This is a genomic window from Halomonas sp. SSL-5, assembly GCF_030708455.1.
In the GTDB taxonomy this organism is placed as follows: Bacteria; Pseudomonadota; Gammaproteobacteria; order Pseudomonadales; family Halomonadaceae; genus Halomonas.
In genome coordinates, this window is record NZ_JAUYWF010000010.1 from 43,067 (window position 1) to 60,961 (window position 17,895).

The window sequence follows — 17,895 nt, forward strand, 5'->3', positions numbered from 1 at the left end:
GGCATCCTCGTCAGGCTTGCGGTTGAACAGTTGGGTGAGCCAGCAGCTCGGCGAGCGCCGGCGGCCAGGGCATGGGGCGCAGGCGCCGGGCATCGATACAGGCGATGTCGACCCGCGCCTCGCACAGGGGTTCCCCGCGACGGGTCACCACCTGGCCGAACTGCAGCCGGACACGACCCGCTGACAGGACCTCCGCGCTCACCTCGAGCGCGTCATCCAGCCTGGCGGGCTTGGCGTAGCGGCACTCCAGCCGGTGCACCACCAGCTGGACCCCGCTCTCGAACAGCGCGTGCTGGGTGATGCCCCGTGCGCGTAGCCATTCGCTGCGTGCCCGCTCCATATACTTGAGGTAGTTGACGTAGTAGACGATGCCGCCGGCATCGGTGTCCTCGATATAGACGCGAACCGGGAAGCGAAACTCGCTCATGGTCGCGTCTCCCCCGCCGCATCCTCGGCGCCTGCCGACGGCGCCAGGCCGAAATGCTGCCAGGCCTGCCGGGTGACCACCCGGCCGCGGGCGGTGCGCATCATCAGGCCCTGCTGGATCAGGTAGGGCTCGATGACATCCTCGATGGTGTCGCGCTCCTCGCCGATGGCGGCGGCCAGGGAGTCGACCCCCACCGGGCCACCGTCGAACTTCTCGATCATCGCCAGCAGCAGGCGGCGATCCATATGGTCGAGGCCGTGCTGGTCCACGTGGAGCATGTCCAGGGCCCGGTCGGCGATGGCGGCGTCGATATGGCCGCTGCCGCGCACCTCGGCGTAGTCGCGCACCCGGCGCAGCAGGCGGTTGGCGATGCGCGGCGTGCCCCGCGAGCGCCGCGCCACCTCCAGCGCCCCCCGGGAGTCGGTATCGACCCCCATCAGGCGCGCCGAGCGGGTGACGATCTCGGTGAGTTCCTCGATGGCGTAGAACTCGAGGCGCTGGACGATGCCGAAGCGGTCGCGCAGCGGCGAGGTCAACAGGCCCGCCCGGGTGGTCGCCCCCACCAGGGTAAACGGCGGCAGGTCGAGCTTGATGGAGCGTGCCGCCGGCCCCTCGCCGATGACGATATCGAGCTGGAAGTCCTCCATGGCGGGATAGAGGATCTCCTCCACCACCGGCGAGAGGCGATGGATCTCGTCGATGAACAGCACGTCGCCGGGCTCGAGGTTGGTGAGCATGGCGGCCAGGTCGCCGGCACGCTCGAGTACCGGCCCGGAGGTCGACTTGAGCCCGACCCCCATCTCCGCGGCGATGATGTTGGCCAGCGTCGTCTTGCCGAGCCCCGGGGGGCCGAACACCAGGGTGTGGTCGAGGCTCTCGCCGCGCCCGCGGGCGGCACCGATGAAGATCTCGAGCTGCTCGCGCACCCGGGGCTGGCCGATATAGTCGGCCAGTCGCTTGGGGCGGATGGCGCGATCCACGGGCTCTTCCCCCTCGCGGACGTCGGCGGCGATCAGGCGGTCGCTCTCGAGCATGGTGCTACCCTGCCATCCGGCGGCTCAGGGCCGCCTTGATCATCGCCTCGGTACTGCCCTCGTCCTCGAGGCCACTGAGCATCCTGGCCGCCTCGGCCGGCTTGTAGCCGAGGCTGACCAGCGCCGCCTCGGCGTCGGCCAGCGGATCCTGTCGCGAGGCGTCCGGGTGGCTGCTGCCCTCGAGTCCCGACAGGGCGGGCTCCGGCGACTCCCAGTGGGGGAAGCGGTCACGCATCTCGATGATCAGCCGTTCGGCGGTCTTCTTGCCGACGCCGGGCAGGCGCGTCAGGGACTTGGCGTCATCATCCAGCACGCAGCGTCGGAACGCCGCCTCGTCCATGCCGGAGAGGATCGCCAGGGCCAGCTTGGGGCCCACGCCGTTGACCTTGATCAGCGCGCGGAACAGGGTACGCTCCTGCTCGCGCAGGAAGCCATAGAGCAGGTGGGCATCGTCGCGCACCGTGAGATGGGTGTAGAGCGAGACCATCTCGCCGGTGGCCGGCAGGGCCACCAGCGTGGTCATGGAGGCCTCCAGCTCATAGCCGACGCCGGCCACATCCACCACCAGCCAGGGGGGCTGTTTGTCGAGAAGCGTGCCTCTCAGGCGTCCGATCATGGGAAGTCCGTATCCTTGCGTCAGGGGGGGCGGCAGGCGCCGCCGATGCCGTCACTATACTGGTCGGCCGCGGGGCTGGCCAGCCCGGTAGAACGGCGTTCGAGAACGCCGAAAGCGTCGCATGGGAGCGACAGGATCAGGGGCGAAAATCGCGCCAGGAGCCGCCCTTGCGTCGGCTGCGATGGCCGCCGAAGCTGCCGCTGGTGACCAGTCCCCGGCGCGCATGGGCATGGGTCAGGGCGATGGCCAGGGCGTCGGCGGCATCGGCCTGGGGCGTCGCCGAGAGCCCGAGGATGGCGGTCACCATATGCTGCACCTGCAGCTTGTCGGCGCGCCCCGACCCGGTCACCGCCTGCTTGATCTGGCGCGGGCCGTATTCGCTCACCGGCAGGCCGTGGTTGGCGGCGCAGACGATGGCGGTGCCGCGGGCCTGGCCCAGTTTCAGGGCCGAGTCGGCATTCTTCGACATCACCACCTGCTCGATGGCGAACTCCGTCGGGCGATGCACGGCGATCAGTTCGCTCACCCCCGCATAGACCTGGGCCAGCTTCTGGGCCAGGTCGTCGGCGCGGATGCGAATGCAGCCGCTGGCCACGTAGCGCGGCGTGGCCGTGGTCACGTCCAGCACGCCATAGCCGGTGATCCGCGAGCCGGGGTCGATGCCCAGGATCAGCATGTCGGCCATTCACTCGATAGCGTCGAGAACGGCATCGTCGAACTCCGCGTTGGTGGTGACGTTCTGGACGTCGTCCAGGTCCTCGAGCATGTCGATCAGGCGGATCACCTTGCGGGCGAGCTCCTCGTCGGCGATGGGCGTGGTGGTCTCGGGGAACAGGCCCAGCTCGCTGCGCTCGGGCTCGATGTTCGCCGCGATCAGCGCCTCCTTCACCTCATGGTAGGCGTCGGGGGCAGTGACCACTTCCAGGGTGTCGTCTTCGAGGGTCACGATATCCTCGGGCTCGGCCTCCAGGGTCGCCTCGATCACCGCCTCCTCCGAGATTCCCGCAGGCAGCGCCAGGCGGCCCTGCTTGTGGAACATGAAGGCCACCGAGCCGCTGGTGCCGAGGTTGCCGCCGCACTTGCTGAAGGCGTGTCGCACTTCCGAGACGGTCCGATTGCGGTTGTCGGTGAGGCACTCGACCATCACCGCCACCCCTTCCGGGCCGTAGCCCTCGTAGACACACTCCTCCATGGCGTCGTCATCGGCATTGCCGGCGCCGCGGTCGATGGCGCGCTGCACGGTGTCCTTGGGCATGTTGCTGGAGAGCGCCTTGTCCACGGCGGTGCGCAGGCGCGGGTTGTCTGCCGGATCGGGGCCACCCTGGCGCGCGGCCACGGTGAGCTCACGGATCAGCTTGTTGAAGATCTTGCCGCGCTTGGCGTCCTGGGCCGCCTTGCGGTGCTTGATATTGGACCACTTGCTATGGCCGGCCATGTTACCTCCTGAACGAGTAGGCCACGCTGGCTACCTCAAGGCTCGGGGCTGTTCCGGCGACAAGCCTGCGAGGAGGCGCTGTGAACCCCTCCCTGGGCGCTACCGACGCCATCCCTGGCGTAGGACCTCCTCTCCGGCTTGTCCCCGGCGCCCCTCGCCGGCCGGGTAATCCCGCATGGCGGAGTGTGCAGGACACAACACCGGCGCCCTGGGGCGCCGGTGAGGTGTATCGGGTCGGGGGCGTCGTCACTCGCCGGTGGACTCGGCCCTGGCCTTCTGCCGCAGGCGGATATTCAGCTCCTTGAGCTGGTCGCCACTGACCTCGCCCGGGGCGTCGGTCATCAGGCAGGCCGCGCTCTGGGTCTTGGGGAAGGCGATCACCTCGCGGATGGTGCGCCCGCCGGTCATCAGCATCACCAGGCGGTCGAGGCCGAAGGCCAGGCCGCCGTGGGGCGGTGCGCCGTACTGCAGGGCGTCGAGCAGGAACCCGAACTTCTCGCGCGCCTCCTCCTCACCGATGCCGAGGATCTCGAACACGCGACGCTGCATCGCCTGGTCATGGATACGGATGGAACCACCGCCCAGCTCGGTGCCATTGAGCACCATGTCGTAGGCCCGCGAGAGCGCCTCGGCGGGATTCTCCTTGAGTGCCTCGGGGCTGCACGCCGGCGAGGTAAAGGGGTGGTGCAAGGGGCTCAGGCGACCATCGTCGTCGGCCTCGAACATCGGGAAGTCCACCACCCACAGCGGTGCCCACTCCCGGGTGTAGAGGTCGAGGTCCTCGCCCAGCTTGACGCGCAGCGCACCGATCGCCTCGTTGACGATGCGCGCCTTGTCGGCGCCGAAGAAGATGATGTCGCCATCCTCGGCACCCACCCGCTCGAGCAGCTCTTCGACCACGTTCTCCATGAACTTGACGATGGGCGACTGCAGCCCCTCCAGCCCCTTGGCGCGCTCGTTGACCTTGATCCAGGCCAGGCCCTTGGCACCGTAGATGCCGACGAACTTGGTGTACTCGTCGATCTCCTTGCGCGAGAGCTTCGCGCCACCGGGCACCCGCAGGGCGGCCACGCGACCGTCGTCGGCGCTAGCCGGCCCGGAGAATACCTTGAAGTCGACCTGCTTCATCAGGTCGTCGACGTCGGTGAGCTCCAGCGGAATGCGCAGGTCGGGCTTGTCGGAGCCGTAGCGGTTCATCGCCTCGTGCCAGCTCATGCGCGGGAACTCGGGCAGCTCGACGCTCAGCACCTCCTGGAACAGCTGGCGGATCATGGCCTCGGTGATGCCCATGATGTCCTCTTCCTCCACGAAGGAGGCCTCGAGGTCGATCTGGGTGAACTCCGGCTGACGATCGGCGCGCAGGTCCTCGTCGCGGAAGCACTTGGCGATCTGGTAGTAGCGGTCGAAGCCGGCCACCATCAGCAGCTGCTTGAACAGCTGCGGCGACTGGGGCAGCGCGAAGAAGCTGCCCGCATGGGTGCGGCTGGGCACCAGGTAGTCGCGGGCACCCTCGGGCGTCGCCCGGGTCAGGATCGGGGTCTCGATATCCAGGAAGCCCTGGCCCTCGAGGAAGGCACGGACGCTGTGGGAGATGCGCGAGCGCAGGCGTAGCTTGTCGATCATCTCCGGGCGGCGCAGGTCGATGTAGCGGTGCTTGAGACGCACCTCCTCGCCCACCTTGCCATGCTCGTCGAGCTGGAACGGCGGCGTGGCGGCGGTGTTGAGAACCTCCACCTGCTTGGCCAGCACCTCGATCATGCCGGTGGGCATGTTGGGGTTCTGGGTACCCTCGGGGCGCAGCCGGACGCGGCCCTGGATGCGCAGCACATACTCGCTGCGGGCGCGGTCGGCGTTGGCGAAGGCCTCGGCGGTGTCGGGGTCGACTACGACCTGGGCGATGCCATCGCGATCGCGCATGTCGAGGAAGATCACGCCCCCGTGGTCACGGCGGCGGTGTACCCAGCCGCACAGGGTGACCGTCTGGTCCACCAGGGTCTCGTTGAGCTGGCCGCAATAATGGCTGCGCATGTCGTGTCCTGTTCTGTTGCGTGGTGTGAGTCGAATAACGTGAAACGACGAGGGGCGGCCCTCAGGCCACCGCTCCATCCTTCTTGCTGGTCTTGCCATCCGGCGCGGCGCCTGCGCCGTCACCGGCGAGGTTCTTCTTGCTGCCGGACTTGAAATCGGTCTCGTACCAGCCACCGCCGGCCAGTCGGAAACCGGCGGCGGAGACCAGGCGCGACAGCGCCGAGGCCGCGCAGGCGGGGCAGTCGGTCAGCGGCTCTGCGCTGAGCTTCTGAAGCTTCTCCAGGCGGTGGCCGCAGGCCTTGCACTCGTATTCGTAGATGGGCATGGTTTGAGCACTCCAGATCGTCATCACCCGGGTCAAGGACGCGGTCGGGCCAGGCCCGACACAGGCGAATATGCGGCCGGCCGTGGCAACTTCCAAGCCTGCCAAAGCCGGGTATTATAGCGCGCCTCATACCAGTGCGGGCAAGGCGCACCTCACACAGTAAGGAACCTTCGATGAAAGCCGTCATTCTCGATGCCGCAAGCCTCGGTCCCGATGTCGACCTGGCCCCCCTGCGTGAGCAGCTCGATGACTTGGTGGTCCACGACAGAAGCACCACTCACGAGGCCCGGGAGCGCCTGGCGACCGCCGAGGTCGCCATCGTCAACAAGGTCGTACTGGACGCCGCGACCCTGGAGGCCCTGCCCTCCCTGAGGCTGATCTGCGTGCTGGCCACGGGCACCAACAACATCGACATGGCCGCGGCCCGGCGCCTGGGCATCGCGGTGAAGAACGTGACCGGCTATGGCACCGCCAGCGTCGCCCAGCATACCCTGATGCTGCTGCTGGCCCTGGCCAATCGCCTGCCGCGCTACCGGCGCGACGTGGCGGCGGGCCGCTGGGGCGAGAGCCCCTTCTTCTGCCTGATGGATCATCGCACCCTGCAGCTCGAGGGCAAGCACCTGGCGATCGTCGGCCAGGGCGAGTTGGGTGGCCGCGTGGCACAGTTGGCCGAGGCGTTCGGCATGCGCGTGACCTTCACCGCCCGCCCCGGCAACGAGGCCCATGACGAGCGCCCGGGCCTGACAAAGCTGGCCCCGGCGCTGGACGCGATCAGCCTGCACTGCCCGCTCAACGAGGCCACCCACCACCTGGTCGACGCCGACCTGTTGGCACGCCTCAAGCCTGGCGCCCTGCTGATCAACTGTGCACGGGGCGGCATCATCGACGAGACCGCGGCGCTCGCCGCCCTGCGCGAGGGGCGCCTGGGAGGACTCGCAGTGGACGTGCTGCCCGAGGAGCCGCCGCGGGAGGGTCACCCGTTGATCGATGCCCTGAGCGAGCCACTCAACCTGATCGTCACGCCCCACAACGCCTGGATCACGCCCGAGGCGCGTCAGAATGTGGTGGCGCTGACGGCCGATAACCTGCGTGACTGGGCACGGGGGAAGTGACGATGCACGGTTTGGACAGCCGCCCCCTCCGGGATGCCGGAGACATCGGCCAGGGTTTCCACTGCCACAACTTCGGCTCCATCAACCTCGACCACTTCTATCGGGTACCCCACCTGGTGGCGCCGGGCGAGACACTGGCCAGCCGCGACTACCGCGTGGGCCTGGGTGGCAAGGGCGCCAACCAGTCGCTTGCCATGGCCCGGGCCGGTGGCCGCCTGAATCACTGGGGGCGTGTCGGGCGACAGGACGCCTGGGCCCGGGACGCCCTGGCCGAGGCCGGGGTCGACGTCAGCCGGGTCACCCTGGTGGAGGGGCCCAGCGGCCATGCCATCATCCAGGTGGATGACAGCGGCGAGAACGCCATCATCCTGTTCCCCGGCGCCAATCACGGGACCTCGCGTGAGGAGCTGGCCGAGCTCGTCGCCGCCGCCAGCCCGGGCGACTGGCTGCTGCTGCAGAACGAGTGCAGCGGCCTGGAGGCGCTGATCCCGCTGGCCGTCGAGCGCGGCCTGAAGGTGGCCTTCAACCCGGCGCCCATGGATGACCAGGCGGCGCGGCTCCCGCTGCCGCTGTGTTCCGTGCTCTTCGTCAACCGCACCGAGGCTGCGGCGCTAGTGGATCTGGCGCCGGATGCCGAGGCCATGGCGCTGCTCGACGCCCTGGCCGCCCGGCTGCCCGACACCGAGGTGGTGCTGACCCTGGGCGGCGAAGGCGCCTGGCATCAGCACCGCGACACCCGCCGCCACCAGCCGGCGCTGCCGGTGGTGGCGGTGGACACCACCGCCGCCGGCGATACCTTCATCGGCTACTACCTGGCGGCGCTGCAGGCGGGCCTGCCCATCGCCGAGTGCCTGCGCCGTGCCGCCACCGCCGCGGCCCTGACCGTGCAGCGGCCCGGCGCCGCGGAGAGCATTCCTGCCCTCGATGAGGTGGAGCGAGCCCTGCAGCAGGGCCCCGGGACACCCGGTGCCCCCGTCAACCCTGAAGCCCCCTGACCGCGGAGAGCATCGTGACACAAGCCATCATCTTCGATACCGACCCGGGCGTGGATGACGCCCAGGCCATCGCCATCGCCCTGCGCCACCCCGAGATCGAGCTGCTGGGCATGACCACCACCTATGGCAACGTCGACGTGGAGGTCGCCACCCGCAATGCCCTGCTGCTCGCCCAGCTCGCCGGGCGCGACGATGTCCCGGTCGCCCAGGGCGCCGCCGCGCCCCTGGTCAAGGCGCGGCATGCGCCCCCCGCGCATATCCATGGCGCCAACGGCCTGGGCGATATCGCCCTTCCCGAGGTCACCGGAAGGGCGGAGCCCAGGGGTGCGGCGCAGTTTATCGTCGATACGGTCAACGCCCGCCCCGGCGAGGTGACCCTGGTGGCGGTGGGCCCGGTGGGTAACCTGGCGGCGGCGCTGCAGCTCGACCCGGGCATCATCGACCGGGTGAAACAGGTGGTGATCATGGGCGGGTCGGTCCGCGAGGGGGGCAATGTCACCCCCGTGGCCGAGGCCAACATGTTCAACGACCCGGATGCCGCGGCGCGGGTGCTCACCGCGGGCTGGCCGCTGACCCTGGTGGGGCTCGATGTGACCCATCGCTGCGTGCTGACCCCGGCGCACATGGCGCGCATCGAGGCCGGCCAGGGCGAACTCGGGCGAGTGCTGGCGGGCAGCTATGCCTTCTACCGCGACTTCTATCACGACTTCCTGGGCATCGATGGCTGCTGCCCTCACGACAGCTGCGCCCTGGCCTGGCTGCTGCGCCCGGAGCTGTTCACCACGGCCTGCGGGCACCTCACCGTGGCCACCGAGGGCGACGCCGAGGGGCAGACGATCTTCGCCCCCGAGGGGCGCGCCTTCATCGAGCAACGCTGGTCGCGCACCCCGCCGGTGGATGTCTGCCTGGGCGTCGACGGCGCGGCCGTCAGCGAGTGGATCGCCGACGTGCTCGCCCGAGATGGCGACGGGCCTGGTTCTGGCTAAGGCGGGCCCCCTAGGCGGTACGGAAATCGTCCGGGACGTGGGTCTCGAGGACCTCGAACTCCACATGGGTGACCCGGGCGTTCTCCGGCCCCTTCCACAGCCACTCGGCGACCTCCTTCACGGCGTCGCGGCGGCCGCACAGCAGTACCTCCACGCGACCGTCGGGCAGGTTGAGGGCATGGCCGGTGAGGCCGTGCCTGAGCGCCTGCTCCTGGGTGGCGCGGCGATACCAGACGCCCTGGACCTTGCCGGTCACCAGGGCCTTCAGGCAAGTCGTCTGCATGACGCAATCCTCCTCGCAAAATGATGCCTACCTTTCTATCACATCCCTTTCTATCGGGCCGGGGTCGCTGTCTGCCACCGCCGAGGTGGTGCTCCCAGCGGTTCCGGGCACCGACGCCTTCCGCTGACGATCATCGAGCAGCTCCCGCCGGACCACCACGGCGGTGTTGCGGGGTACCAGCGGCTTGCCACGCTCTGCCAGATGGCAGCGGGTGAAGGCGGCGCCGAGCAGCAGGATCAATGACGAGTAGTAGACCCACAGCAGGATCATCACCACCGAGCCCGCCGCCCCGTAGGTGGAGGCGGTGGCGGTATGCGACAGGTAGAGGGCGATCACCGAGCGACCCACCGCGAACAGCAGCGCGGTCACCACGGCCCCCACCGCCACGTCCCGCCAGCTCAGCACCACATCCGGCAGCACCTTGAAGATGGTCGCGAAGAGCGCGGCGATGACCACCAGCGACGCCAGGAACTCGGCCCCCGTGGTCAGCAGCCCCACATAGGGCAGCAGGCTGTCGGCGGCCTGGAGGGTGGCGCGCAGCATGACGCCGAGGACCAGCGAGACCAGCAGGATGAAGCCGATGGAGAGCACCACGGTCAGCGACAGCAGGCGATTCTTGATGAACACCAGGGCGCTGTTGGCGCTGGGGCGCGCGGTCACTCCCCAGATGGTGTTGAGGGAGAATTGCATCTGGGCAAATACCGTGGTGGCACCCACCAACAGCGCCCCGAAGCCCAGCAGGGTGGGCAGCAGCCCCGACTCCTCGATACGCGACTGAGCGACGGCGGCCTCGATGGCCGCGGCGGCGTCCTGGCCCATGGTGCCCTGCAGCTGGGCGACGATCTGGCCGTGGGCGGCCTCCTCCCCCAGCACCAGACCGATCACGGTGACCGCGATGATCACCGTTGGCGCCAGGGAGAACAGCGTGTAGAAGGCCAGCGAGCCGGCGTAGCTGAAGGCGTTGCGTTCCAGCCACAGACGGATGGCGCCATGTACCACCCGCCACCAGAATTGCATGCCGGCCTTGAGCCGGGCCGGCGACAGCTTCCTCGGATCGAACATCGAGCTCCCCGCTTCCCTGTGTCTTGTCACGATGGTTTAGCCACAGCATACCCGACGCCCGGCTTGGCCGTCTCGTCGGTGCCCACGGACGCGTTGCAAGCCCCTGTCGTCACTCACATAATGGGGCGGCCATTTCACAGCAGGCCATGCCATGAGCCCTTGCACGGAGACCACCGCCGAGAGCCCGGACTTCGACTGTCTGGTCTTCATCGGACGCTTCCAGCCGCCCCACCTGGGCCATCTCGCGGTGATCCACCAGGCCCTGAAGCGCGCCCGGAAGGTGATCGTGATGGTGGGGTCGGCCTGGCAGGCCCGCTCGCTGCGCAACCCCTGGCGCTTCGACGAGCGTCGGGCCATGCTGCGCAGCGCCTTCGATGCCGAGGACAATGAGCGCCTCGCCGTGGTGCCGCTGCTCGATGCCCTCTACAACAACGACGTCTGGGTGCGCGACGTACAGCGCAAGGTACGGGATATCGCAAGCCCCCTCGGGGCGCGGCTGCCACGCATCGGCCTGATCGGAGCCAGCCGCGGGCAGTCCAGCTACTACCTGTCACTGTTTCCTCAGTGGGAATCGGTGAGCGTGCCGCTGGTGGAAGGCATCTCCGCCAGCCAGATCCGTGAACGGCTGTTCCACTCGCCTCCTTCGGCCGGCGACTATCTGAGTACCGGCGCCTCCCACGACCTGCCTCCCGGGGTCGTCGCTACCCTGCGCGACTTCTGTGCCGGCGAGGGTTACCGCCAGTTGATCGAGGAGCAGGAGCTGCTCGACCAGTACCGCAGCGCCTGGGCCCAGGCGCCCTACCCGCCCATCTTCGTCACGGTCAATGCGGTGGTGGTGCAGTCCGGCCATGTGCTGCTGGTGCGGCGCACCGCCGCCCCGGGCAAGGGGCTCTACGCCCTGCCGGGGGGGTTCATCAACCCACACGAACGCCTGCTGGATGCCTGCCTGCGGGAGCTGCGCGAGCGGGTGCGGCTGAAGGTGCCGGAACCGGTGCTGAAGGGCTCGCTACGCGGCCAGCGCCTCTTCGACGAGCCGCATCGCAGCTGGCGGGGACGCACCCTCGCCGAGGCCTTCTACTTCGCCCTGCGTCCGGAACAGCAGCTGCCGCGCCTGAAGCCGGTCCAGGGCGGCGATCACGCGCGCTGGGTGGCGCTGGCCGACCTCGACCCCGAGAGCCTCTTCGAGGACCACTTCTTCATCATCCAGGATTTCCTTGGGCTACCCGCCGATTTCGGCGGCGCCTAGCCCTCGCCCGCATGAGGATAGCGACGATGATACGAAGGGGGCCGGGCTGTCGAGTGCAGCAGGAAATCGCGCCTTTTCAAGCCTGGAGGAAGTCGCGGGGCAGCTTCTGCATCTGCTTCCAGAGCTTCTCGACGCCGGGCTTGTGGACCAGCGAGCAGCGGTAGAGGCGGATCTCCAGGGGGATATCCCACTTCTCGTCACCGGCGCGTACCAGGCGGCGATCCTTGAGCTCCTCGCGGATGCAGAAGTCGGGAATCCAGGCCATGCCGATGCCCTGCATCACCATGCCCTTGAGCCCCTCGGCCATGGCCGTCTCGTAGACGGTGCGCAGGCGTAGACGCAACGGGTCGTTCTTGAGCAGCATGCGCACGCTGCGCCCCAGGAAGGCGCCCTGGGTGTAGGCGAGATAGGGGATGGATTCCTCCCCCTGCAGGGGGAAGCGTGGCTCGCCATCCTCGTCCGGCAGGCAGACCGGCAGCATCTTCACCTGGCCGATGGAGAACGAGGGGAATACCTCGGAGTCGAGCTGCATGGTGGCGTGGGAGTCGTGATAGGCGAGCATCAGGTCGCAGTTGCCCTCGCGCAGCACGTGGATCGCCTCGCCCACGTTCATGGCCACCAGGCGGGTGGGCAGTTCGCCGACGCCCTGCTGCAGACGCGAGATCCAGGGCGGGAAGAAGCTCAGCGCCAGGGAGTGGGCGGCGACGATGTCCAGCGCCTCGTTGGCCATGGCCAGGCCACGCAGGTGGCCCAGGCTCTCGTTGAGCTGTTCCACCAGGTTGCGGGCGGTGACCAGGAAGAGCTGTCCCTCCGGGGTCAGCCCGACCGGGGTGGTGGAGCGATCCACCAGGGTGGCACCCACCGCCTGCTCCAGGGAACGGATGCGGCGGCTGAAGGCGGGCTGGGTCACATGGCGCTGGCGCGCCGAGGCGGAAAAGCTGCGCGTGTTGGCCAGGGCGACGAAGTCCTCCAGCCACTTGGTCTCGAGGTTCACCGCGACTCCCGATCCAGGGTGGGCGTAACGACCGGCCACGCCGGTCATCGCAAGCGCTTAATATATCACTGAACCGGGGCCAGCAGGTAGGCGGCCCGGGACACCAGCTTGCGCCACAGTGGCCGCGAGGTGATCTCCTCTATGTCGACCCGGCGGCAGTCGCTGAAGTCCTTCTCGAGCATCAGGCGAACCTGGGCGGCGAACTGGCGGTCCGGCAGGAAGGCGGTGATCTCGAAGTTGAGACGGAAGGAGCGGTTGTCGAGGTTGACCGTGCCGACGCTGGCCGCCTCGTCATCGATCAGCATCACCTTCTGGTGCAGGAAGCCGGGCTGGTAGCGGAAGACCTTGACGCCGGCTCGCAGCATGTCGGGCAGGAAGGAGAAGGCCGACAGGAACACCAGCAAGTGATCGGGCCGCTCGGGCATCATGATGCGCACGTCCACGCCGCGCATGGCCGCCAGGCGCAGCGCGTCCTGCACGCCCTGGTCGGGAACGAAGTAGGGGCTGGTGACCCAGAAACGCTCCCGGGCGCTGTGGATGGCGTGCTGGACCAGCAGGCTGGCGGTATCCTGCGGGTCGGCCGGCCCCGAGGGCACGATCACCACGCGGTGACACTCCTCGCAGGTCAGCGTGGGCTGCCAGGCCAGACTGATCAGCTCACCGGTGGCCCAGTGCCAGTCCTCCCAGAAGGCCTCCTGCAGCCCCAGCACGCTGGGCCCGGTGAGCTTGAGGTGGGTGTCGCGCCAGGGTCCGTGGCGGGGATGGTGCCCCAGGTACTCGACGCCGACGTTGAAGCCGCCGAGCCACCCTTCCCTGCCGTCGACCACCAGCACCTTGCGGTGATTGCGGAAGTTGAGCTGGAAGCGATGCTTGAATCCGCGGGAGGAGCGGAAGCCACTGACCTCGATGCCCTCCTCGGCGAGGTCGCGCAGGTAGCCTTCGTTGAGCTGGTGGCTACCCACCTCGTCGTACAGGAAATAGACCCTCACGCCGCGCTCGGCGGCACGCTTGAGATGCCGCTTGAGCTCGACCCCCAGGGCATCGTTGCGCACGATGAAGAACTGCACCAGGACATACTCCTGGGCCCTGTCGATGCCGTCGAAGAGGCTGTCGAAGGTGGCCTGGCCGTCGATCAGGAGTTCGGCACGATTGCCGCTGGTCAACGGCATCTGGGCCAGCTGCTCCACGGCGCGAATATCCGGGTCCTGGGCATCGGCGAGGAAGGGTTCGACCTGGGAGCGGTAGCGGGCCAGCACCCGGCGCAGCACGCTGTCGCGTTCGCCACGGGCCGAGACATAGCCGTAGAAGCGCGGCTGCCCGAAGATCCAGTAGGCGGGCACCGCCAGGTAGGGAAGCGTGACCAGGGAGAGGATCCAGGCGATGGCCCCCTGGGAGGTCCGGCTGGACAGCAGGGCGAGGACCGCCGAGAGGATGCCCAGCAGATGCACCGTGAAGATCGCCAGACCGATCAGCCAGGACGTCATGTGCGCTCCCTGCAAAAACAGTGATCTGCAGCATACCCAAACGGCAGCGGCCCCGCCAGGAGGCGGGGCCGCGGTAGCGCCTGGAGCGACGGGATCACGCTCGCTCGGCGATGATCTCCTTCCACTTGGCGGGACCGGTCTGGTGCACCGAGGTGCCCTGGCTGTCGACCGCCACGGTCACCGGCATGTCCTCCACCTCGAACTCGTAGATGGCTTCCATGCCCAGGTCCTCGAAGCCCACCACCCGGGCCTTCTTGATCGCCTGGGCCACCAGATAGGCGGAGCCACCCACGGCCATCAGATAGACCGCCTTGTTGTCGCGGATCGCCTCGATGGCCGATTCGCCGCGCTCGGCCTTGCCGACCATGCCCAGCAGGCCGGTCTCCTCGAGCATGGTGCGGGTGAACTTGTCCATGCGGGTGGCGGTGGTCGGTCCGGCCGGGCCCACCACCTCGTCACCCACCGGATCCACCGGGCCCACGTAGTAGATGAAGCGGCCGCGCATGTCGACCGGCAGCGGCTCGCCCTTGGCGATCATGTCCACCATGCGCTTGTGGGCGGCATCGCGGCCGGTGAGCAGCTTGCCGTTGAGCAGCAGGGTGTCACCGGGCTGCCAGGACTGCACCTCCTCCGGGGTCACGCTGTCGAGGTCGACGCGCTTGACGTTGTCCCCCGCCTCGCGGGTGATCTCCGGCCAGTCCTCAAGCTTCGGCGCCGGCAGCGCCGCGGGGCCGGAGCCGTCCAGGGTGAAGTGGGCGTGGCGGGTGGCGGCACAGTTGGGAATGATCGCCACCGGCTTGTTGGCCGCGTGGGTCGGATAGTCCTTGACCTTGATATCCAGCACCGTGGTCAGGCCGCCCAGGCCCTGGGCGCCGATGCCGCTCTTGTTGACCTTGTCGAACAGCTCCAGGCGCAGCTCCTCGGCGCGGGTGGAGGCGCCACGCGCCTGCAGCTCCTGGATGTCGATGGGGTCGAGCAGCGCCTCCTTGGCGATCTCCATGGCCTTCTCGGCGGTACCGCCGATGCCGATGCCCAGCATGCCGGGCGGGCACCAGCCGGCGCCCATCTTGGGCAGCTGCTCCATCACCCAGTCGACCACGTTATCGGAGGGGTTGAGCATGGCGAACTTGGACTTCGCCTCGCTGCCGCCGCCCTTGGCGGCCACGTAGACCTCGACGGTGTCGCCGGGGACGATCTTGTGGTGGATGATCGCCGGGGTGTTGTCGCCGGTGTTCTTGCGGGCACCGTCCGGGTCCGCCAGCACGGAGGCACGCAGCACGTTGTCGGGCAGCTGGTAGGCGCGGCGCACGCCCTCGTTGACCATGTCGTCCAGGCTCATGTCGGCCTCCCAGCGCACGTTCATGCCAACGTGCAGGAAGACGGTGACGATGCCGGTGTCCTGGCAGATCGGGCGGTGGCCCATGGCGCACATGCGCGAATTGATCAGGATCTGGGCGATGGCGTCCTTGGCGGCGGGGTTCTCCTCGCGCTCATAGGCGGCCGCCATGGCGTCGATGAAGTCCTTGGGGTGGTAGTAGGAGATGTACTGCAGGGCATCGGCGACGCTCTGGATCAGGTCGTCCTGACGAATCACGGTCATGGGCAAGGGGCTCCTTGGCTTGTCGGCATGCCCGCTCCAGTGCGACCACCTCGCGGCCGCGCAGGCGGGCTCGATCGGGGGAATTATACCCTACCCCGTGAGCTGCTGACATCGACCGGCACCAGGCCTTCGCCTAATGCCTGTTAAATTAGGTAACGGTATAAAGTAGATGGGTAGGTTCTTCCATAGCCGCTTAGACGGCACCCAGCGCCAGCTGACGCTCCTGGAGTTGATGAAGCCGGTCGCGAAGCCGCGCGGCCTCCTCGAACTCCAGGTTCTGGGCGGCCTCGAACATGGCATCCTCGACCCGGGTGAGTTCGCGCACCAGCTCCTGGGGCGAGAGGTCGGCGGGATCGTAGGCCCCGGCCGGCTCGGCCACCTTGCGATCGCCGCGGCGCCCCTTGCCCTTCTTCCCCGGCGTCTGGGCCGCCTCGAGGATATCCGCCACCGAGCGGGTCACCGTGGTCGGGGTGATGCCGTGCTCCTCGTTGAAGGCGATCTGCTTGGCGCGACGGCGTTCCGTCTCGTCCATGGCGCGACGCATGGAGTCGGTGATCCGGTCCGCATAGAGGATCGCCTTGCCATGGGCGTTGCGCGCGGCCCGCCCCATGGTCTGGATCAGCGAGCGTTCGTTGCGCAGGAAGCCCTCCTTGTCGGCGTCGAGTATGGCCACCAGCGAGACCTCGGGGATATCCAGGCCCTCGCGCAGCAGGTTGATGCCGACCAGCACATCGAACTTGCCCAGGCGCAGGTCGCGAATGATCTCCACCCTCTCGACGGTATCGATATCCGAGTGCAGGTAGCGCACTCGCACGCCGTGCTCGTCCAGGTACTCGGTGAGGTCCTCGGCCATGCGCTTGGTCAGCGTGGTCACCAGCACGCGCTCGCCGGCCCCGGCGCGCAGGTGGATCTCGGAGAGCAGGTCATCCACCTGGGTGGTGGCCGGACGCACCTCCAGCTCCGGGTCGAGCAGGCCGGTGGGGCGCACCACCTGCTCCACCACTTGACCGGCGTGCTCCGCCTCGTAGGGGCCGGGAGTGGCGGAGACGAAGATCGTCTGGGGGCAGATACCCTCCCACTCCTCGAACTTCATCGGGCGGTTGTCCAGCGCCGAGGGCAGCCGGAAGCCGTACTCGACGAGGGTCTCCTTGCGCGAGCGGTCGCCCTTGTACATGCCACCGACCTGGGGGACGCTGACATGGCTCTCGTCGATGAACAGCAGCGAGTCGTCGGGCAGGTAGTCGAAGAAGGTGGGCGGCGGCTCACCGGGGTTGCGCCCCGAGAGGTAGCGGGAGTAGTTCTCGATGCCGTTGCAGTAGCCGAGCTCCAGCATCATCTCGATGTCGTAGAGGGTGCGCTGCTCCAGCCGCTGGGCCTCTACCAGCCGCTCGTGCTTCCTCAGCCACGCGAGACGCTCGACGAGCTCCGCCTTGATCTCGTCGATGGCGCCCAGGATCGTCTCCCGGGGCGTCACGTAGTGCGACTTGGGATAGATGGTCATGCGCGGCACCTCGCCACGCACCTCGCCGGTGAGCGGGTCGAACAGCCGGATCGAGTCGATCTCGTCGTCGAACAGCTCGACGCGCACCGCCTCGTCCTCGGCATCGGCCGGGAAGACATCGATGACATCGCCGCGTACCCGGTAGGTACCACGCTTGAAGTCCATGTCGTTGCGGGTGTACTGCAGCTCCGCCAGGCGGCGCAGCAGCTTGCGCTGGTCGATCAGTTCGCCGCGGGTGACGTGCAGCCGCATCTTGAGGTACTGATCGGGGTCGCCCAGGCCGTAGATGGCGGAGACCGAGACCACGATCAGGGCGTCGCGACGCTCGAGCAGCGCCTTGGTGGCGGAGAGGCGCATCTGCTCGATATGGTCGTTGATCGAGGCATCCTTCTCGATGAAGGTGTCCGACGAGGGCACATAGGCCTCGGGCTGGTAGTAGTCGTAGTAGGAGACGAAATATTCCACGGCGTTGTCGGGAAAGAACGCCTTGAACTCGCCGTAGAGCTGGGCCGCCAGGGTCTTGTTGGGCGCCATGACGATGGTCGGGCGCTGCAGGCGCTCGACCACGTTGGCCATGGTGAAGGTCTTGCCGGAGCCCGTGACCCCGAGCAGGGTCTGGTGGGCCAGACCCGCCTCCAGGCCACCCACCAGGCCGTCGATGGCCGCTGGCTGATCACCGGCGGGCTGGAACTTCGAGGCGAGGCGAAAGGGCTTGCTCATGAACTCTCCGGGTTGGTGCGGCGGCCGACGCAGCCGCCGCTCGAGGT

The 17,895-nt window shown here is 68.2% G+C and carries 17 protein-coding genes; 4 read left to right on the forward strand and 13 right to left on the reverse strand.

Features of this window, described 5'->3' with window-relative positions; all coding sequences use genetic code 11:
- Positions 1-10: 10 nt before the first annotated feature.
- The 7 genes from ybgC to RAN53_RS12730 form a co-directional block, all read right to left on the reverse strand.
- Positions 11-427, reverse strand: coding sequence for a tol-pal system-associated acyl-CoA thioesterase (gene ybgC / locus RAN53_RS12700; protein ID WP_305797184.1), 417 nt, complete (start codon positions 425-427; stop codon positions 11-13).
- Positions 424-1,461, reverse strand: a complete 1,038-nt coding sequence (gene ruvB / locus RAN53_RS12705; protein WP_305797185.1) for a Holliday junction branch migration DNA helicase RuvB — start codon at positions 1,459-1,461, stop codon at positions 424-426. Before ruvB ends, ybgC begins: the two co-directional genes overlap by 4 nt.
- Before the next feature lie 4 nt (positions 1,462-1,465).
- A complete protein-coding gene (gene ruvA / locus RAN53_RS12710; RefSeq protein WP_305797186.1) occupies positions 1,466-2,077 on the reverse strand; it encodes a Holliday junction branch migration protein RuvA in 612 nt (203 codons plus the stop codon).
- 136 nt (positions 2,078-2,213) lie between these two features.
- Complete coding sequence (ruvC, locus tag RAN53_RS12715) at positions 2,214-2,753, reverse strand: crossover junction endodeoxyribonuclease RuvC (protein ID WP_305797316.1); 540 nt, start codon at positions 2,751-2,753, stop codon at positions 2,214-2,216.
- A 9-nt stretch (positions 2,754-2,762) separates the two neighbouring features.
- Positions 2,763-3,512: a YebC/PmpR family DNA-binding transcriptional regulator gene (locus RAN53_RS12720; protein WP_305797187.1), complete on the reverse strand. Its 750-nt coding sequence runs from the start codon at positions 3,510-3,512 to the stop codon at positions 2,763-2,765.
- Between the two features lie 246 nt (positions 3,513-3,758).
- Positions 3,759-5,540: an aspartate--tRNA ligase gene (aspS, locus tag RAN53_RS12725; RefSeq protein WP_305797188.1), complete on the reverse strand. Its 1,782-nt coding sequence runs from the start codon at positions 5,538-5,540 to the stop codon at positions 3,759-3,761.
- 61 nt (positions 5,541-5,601) lie between these two features.
- Positions 5,602-5,865, reverse strand: a complete 264-nt coding sequence (locus RAN53_RS12730) for an FmdB family zinc ribbon protein (RefSeq protein ID WP_305797189.1) — start codon at positions 5,863-5,865, stop codon at positions 5,602-5,604.
- Positions 5,866-6,038: 173 nt separating this feature from the next.
- Here RAN53_RS12730 and RAN53_RS12735 point away from each other — a divergent pair, with 173 nt between their 5' ends.
- Genes RAN53_RS12735 through RAN53_RS12745 form a run of 3 tightly spaced genes read left to right on the forward strand, consistent with a single transcriptional unit; the run spans position 6,039 to position 8,958 of the window.
- Positions 6,039-6,977 (forward strand): D-2-hydroxyacid dehydrogenase, encoded by a 939-nt coding sequence (locus RAN53_RS12735; RefSeq protein WP_305797190.1) that lies wholly within the window; start codon positions 6,039-6,041, stop codon positions 6,975-6,977.
- Between the two features lie 2 nt (positions 6,978-6,979).
- Positions 6,980-7,972 (forward strand): ribokinase, encoded by a 993-nt coding sequence (locus tag RAN53_RS12740; protein ID WP_305797191.1) that lies wholly within the window; start codon positions 6,980-6,982, stop codon positions 7,970-7,972.
- Between the two features lie 14 nt (positions 7,973-7,986).
- Positions 7,987-8,958: a nucleoside hydrolase gene (locus RAN53_RS12745; protein ID WP_305797192.1), complete on the forward strand. Its 972-nt coding sequence runs from the start codon at positions 7,987-7,989 to the stop codon at positions 8,956-8,958.
- 10 nt (positions 8,959-8,968) lie between these two features.
- On the opposite strand, the gene RAN53_RS12750 is transcribed toward RAN53_RS12745, so the two are convergent.
- Both RAN53_RS12750 and RAN53_RS12755 read right to left on the reverse strand, forming a co-directional pair.
- Positions 8,969-9,241 (reverse strand): acylphosphatase, encoded by a 273-nt coding sequence (locus RAN53_RS12750; protein WP_305797193.1) that lies wholly within the window; start codon positions 9,239-9,241, stop codon positions 8,969-8,971.
- Positions 9,242-9,268: 27 nt separating this feature from the next.
- The gene (locus tag RAN53_RS12755; RefSeq protein WP_305797194.1) at positions 9,269-10,303 is read right to left on the reverse strand and encodes a YihY/virulence factor BrkB family protein; all 1,035 of its coding nucleotides are present in this window, start codon (positions 10,301-10,303) and stop codon (positions 9,269-9,271) included.
- Positions 10,304-10,454: 151 nt separating this feature from the next.
- Between RAN53_RS12755 and RAN53_RS12760 the strand changes: the two genes are divergently transcribed.
- Positions 10,455-11,549: a bifunctional nicotinamide-nucleotide adenylyltransferase/Nudix hydroxylase gene (locus RAN53_RS12760; protein WP_305797195.1), complete on the forward strand. Its 1,095-nt coding sequence runs from the start codon at positions 10,455-10,457 to the stop codon at positions 11,547-11,549.
- A gap of 76 nt (positions 11,550-11,625) precedes the next feature.
- Here the strand turns inward: RAN53_RS12760 and RAN53_RS12765 are convergent, their stop codons facing one another.
- The 4 genes from RAN53_RS12765 to uvrB form a co-directional block, all read right to left on the reverse strand.
- On the reverse strand, positions 11,626-12,543 hold the full coding sequence (locus RAN53_RS12765; protein WP_305797196.1) for a LysR substrate-binding domain-containing protein: 918 nt from the start codon (positions 12,541-12,543) through the stop codon (positions 11,626-11,628).
- 65 nt (positions 12,544-12,608) lie between these two features.
- A complete protein-coding gene (gene cls, locus RAN53_RS12770) occupies positions 12,609-14,027 on the reverse strand; it encodes a cardiolipin synthase (protein ID WP_305797197.1) in 1,419 nt (472 codons plus the stop codon).
- 94 nt (positions 14,028-14,121) lie between these two features.
- The gene (locus tag RAN53_RS12775; RefSeq protein WP_305797198.1) at positions 14,122-15,627 is read right to left on the reverse strand and encodes a fumarate hydratase; all 1,506 of its coding nucleotides are present in this window, start codon (positions 15,625-15,627) and stop codon (positions 14,122-14,124) included.
- A gap of 193 nt (positions 15,628-15,820) precedes the next feature.
- Positions 15,821-17,848, reverse strand: coding sequence for an excinuclease ABC subunit UvrB (gene uvrB, locus RAN53_RS12780; protein WP_305797199.1), 2,028 nt, complete (start codon positions 17,846-17,848; stop codon positions 15,821-15,823).
- Positions 17,849-17,895 lie beyond the last annotated feature (47 nt).

What these genes read in the sequence shown, in the direction of transcription:
- cls (WP_305797197.1), bottom strand. Translation starts at nt 14,027, where the DNA reads ATGACGTCCTGGCTGATCGGTCTGGCGATCTTCACGGTGCATCTGCTG.
- uvrB (WP_305797199.1), bottom strand. Translation starts at nt 17,848, where the DNA reads ATGAGCAAGCCCTTTCGCCTCGCCTCGAAGTTCCAGCCCGCCGGTGAT.
- ruvA (WP_305797186.1), bottom strand. Translation starts at nt 2,077, where the DNA reads ATGATCGGACGCCTGAGAGGCACGCTTCTCGACAAACAGCCCCCCTGG.
- RAN53_RS12730 (WP_305797189.1), bottom strand. Translation starts at nt 5,865, where the DNA reads ATGCCCATCTACGAATACGAGTGCAAGGCCTGCGGCCACCGCCTGGAG.
- RAN53_RS12740 (WP_305797191.1), top strand. Translation starts at nt 6,980, where the DNA reads ATGCACGGTTTGGACAGCCGCCCCCTCCGGGATGCCGGAGACATCGGC.
- ruvB (WP_305797185.1), bottom strand. Translation starts at nt 1,461, where the DNA reads ATGCTCGAGAGCGACCGCCTGATCGCCGCCGACGTCCGCGAGGGGGAA.
- RAN53_RS12775 (WP_305797198.1), bottom strand. Translation starts at nt 15,627, where the DNA reads ATGACCGTGATTCGTCAGGACGACCTGATCCAGAGCGTCGCCGATGCC.
- ruvC (WP_305797316.1), bottom strand. Translation starts at nt 2,753, where the DNA reads ATGCTGATCCTGGGCATCGACCCCGGCTCGCGGATCACCGGCTATGGC.
- RAN53_RS12750 (WP_305797193.1), bottom strand. Translation starts at nt 9,241, where the DNA reads ATGCAGACGACTTGCCTGAAGGCCCTGGTGACCGGCAAGGTCCAGGGC.
- RAN53_RS12720 (WP_305797187.1), bottom strand. Translation starts at nt 3,512, where the DNA reads ATGGCCGGCCATAGCAAGTGGTCCAATATCAAGCACCGCAAGGCGGCC.
- aspS (WP_305797188.1), bottom strand. Translation starts at nt 5,540, where the DNA reads ATGCGCAGCCATTATTGCGGCCAGCTCAACGAGACCCTGGTGGACCAG.
- ybgC (WP_305797184.1), bottom strand. Translation starts at nt 427, where the DNA reads ATGAGCGAGTTTCGCTTCCCGGTTCGCGTCTATATCGAGGACACCGAT.
- RAN53_RS12760 (WP_305797195.1), top strand. Translation starts at nt 10,455, where the DNA reads ATGAGCCCTTGCACGGAGACCACCGCCGAGAGCCCGGACTTCGACTGT.
- RAN53_RS12735 (WP_305797190.1), top strand. Translation starts at nt 6,039, where the DNA reads ATGAAAGCCGTCATTCTCGATGCCGCAAGCCTCGGTCCCGATGTCGAC.
- RAN53_RS12755 (WP_305797194.1), bottom strand. Translation starts at nt 10,303, where the DNA reads ATGTTCGATCCGAGGAAGCTGTCGCCGGCCCGGCTCAAGGCCGGCATG.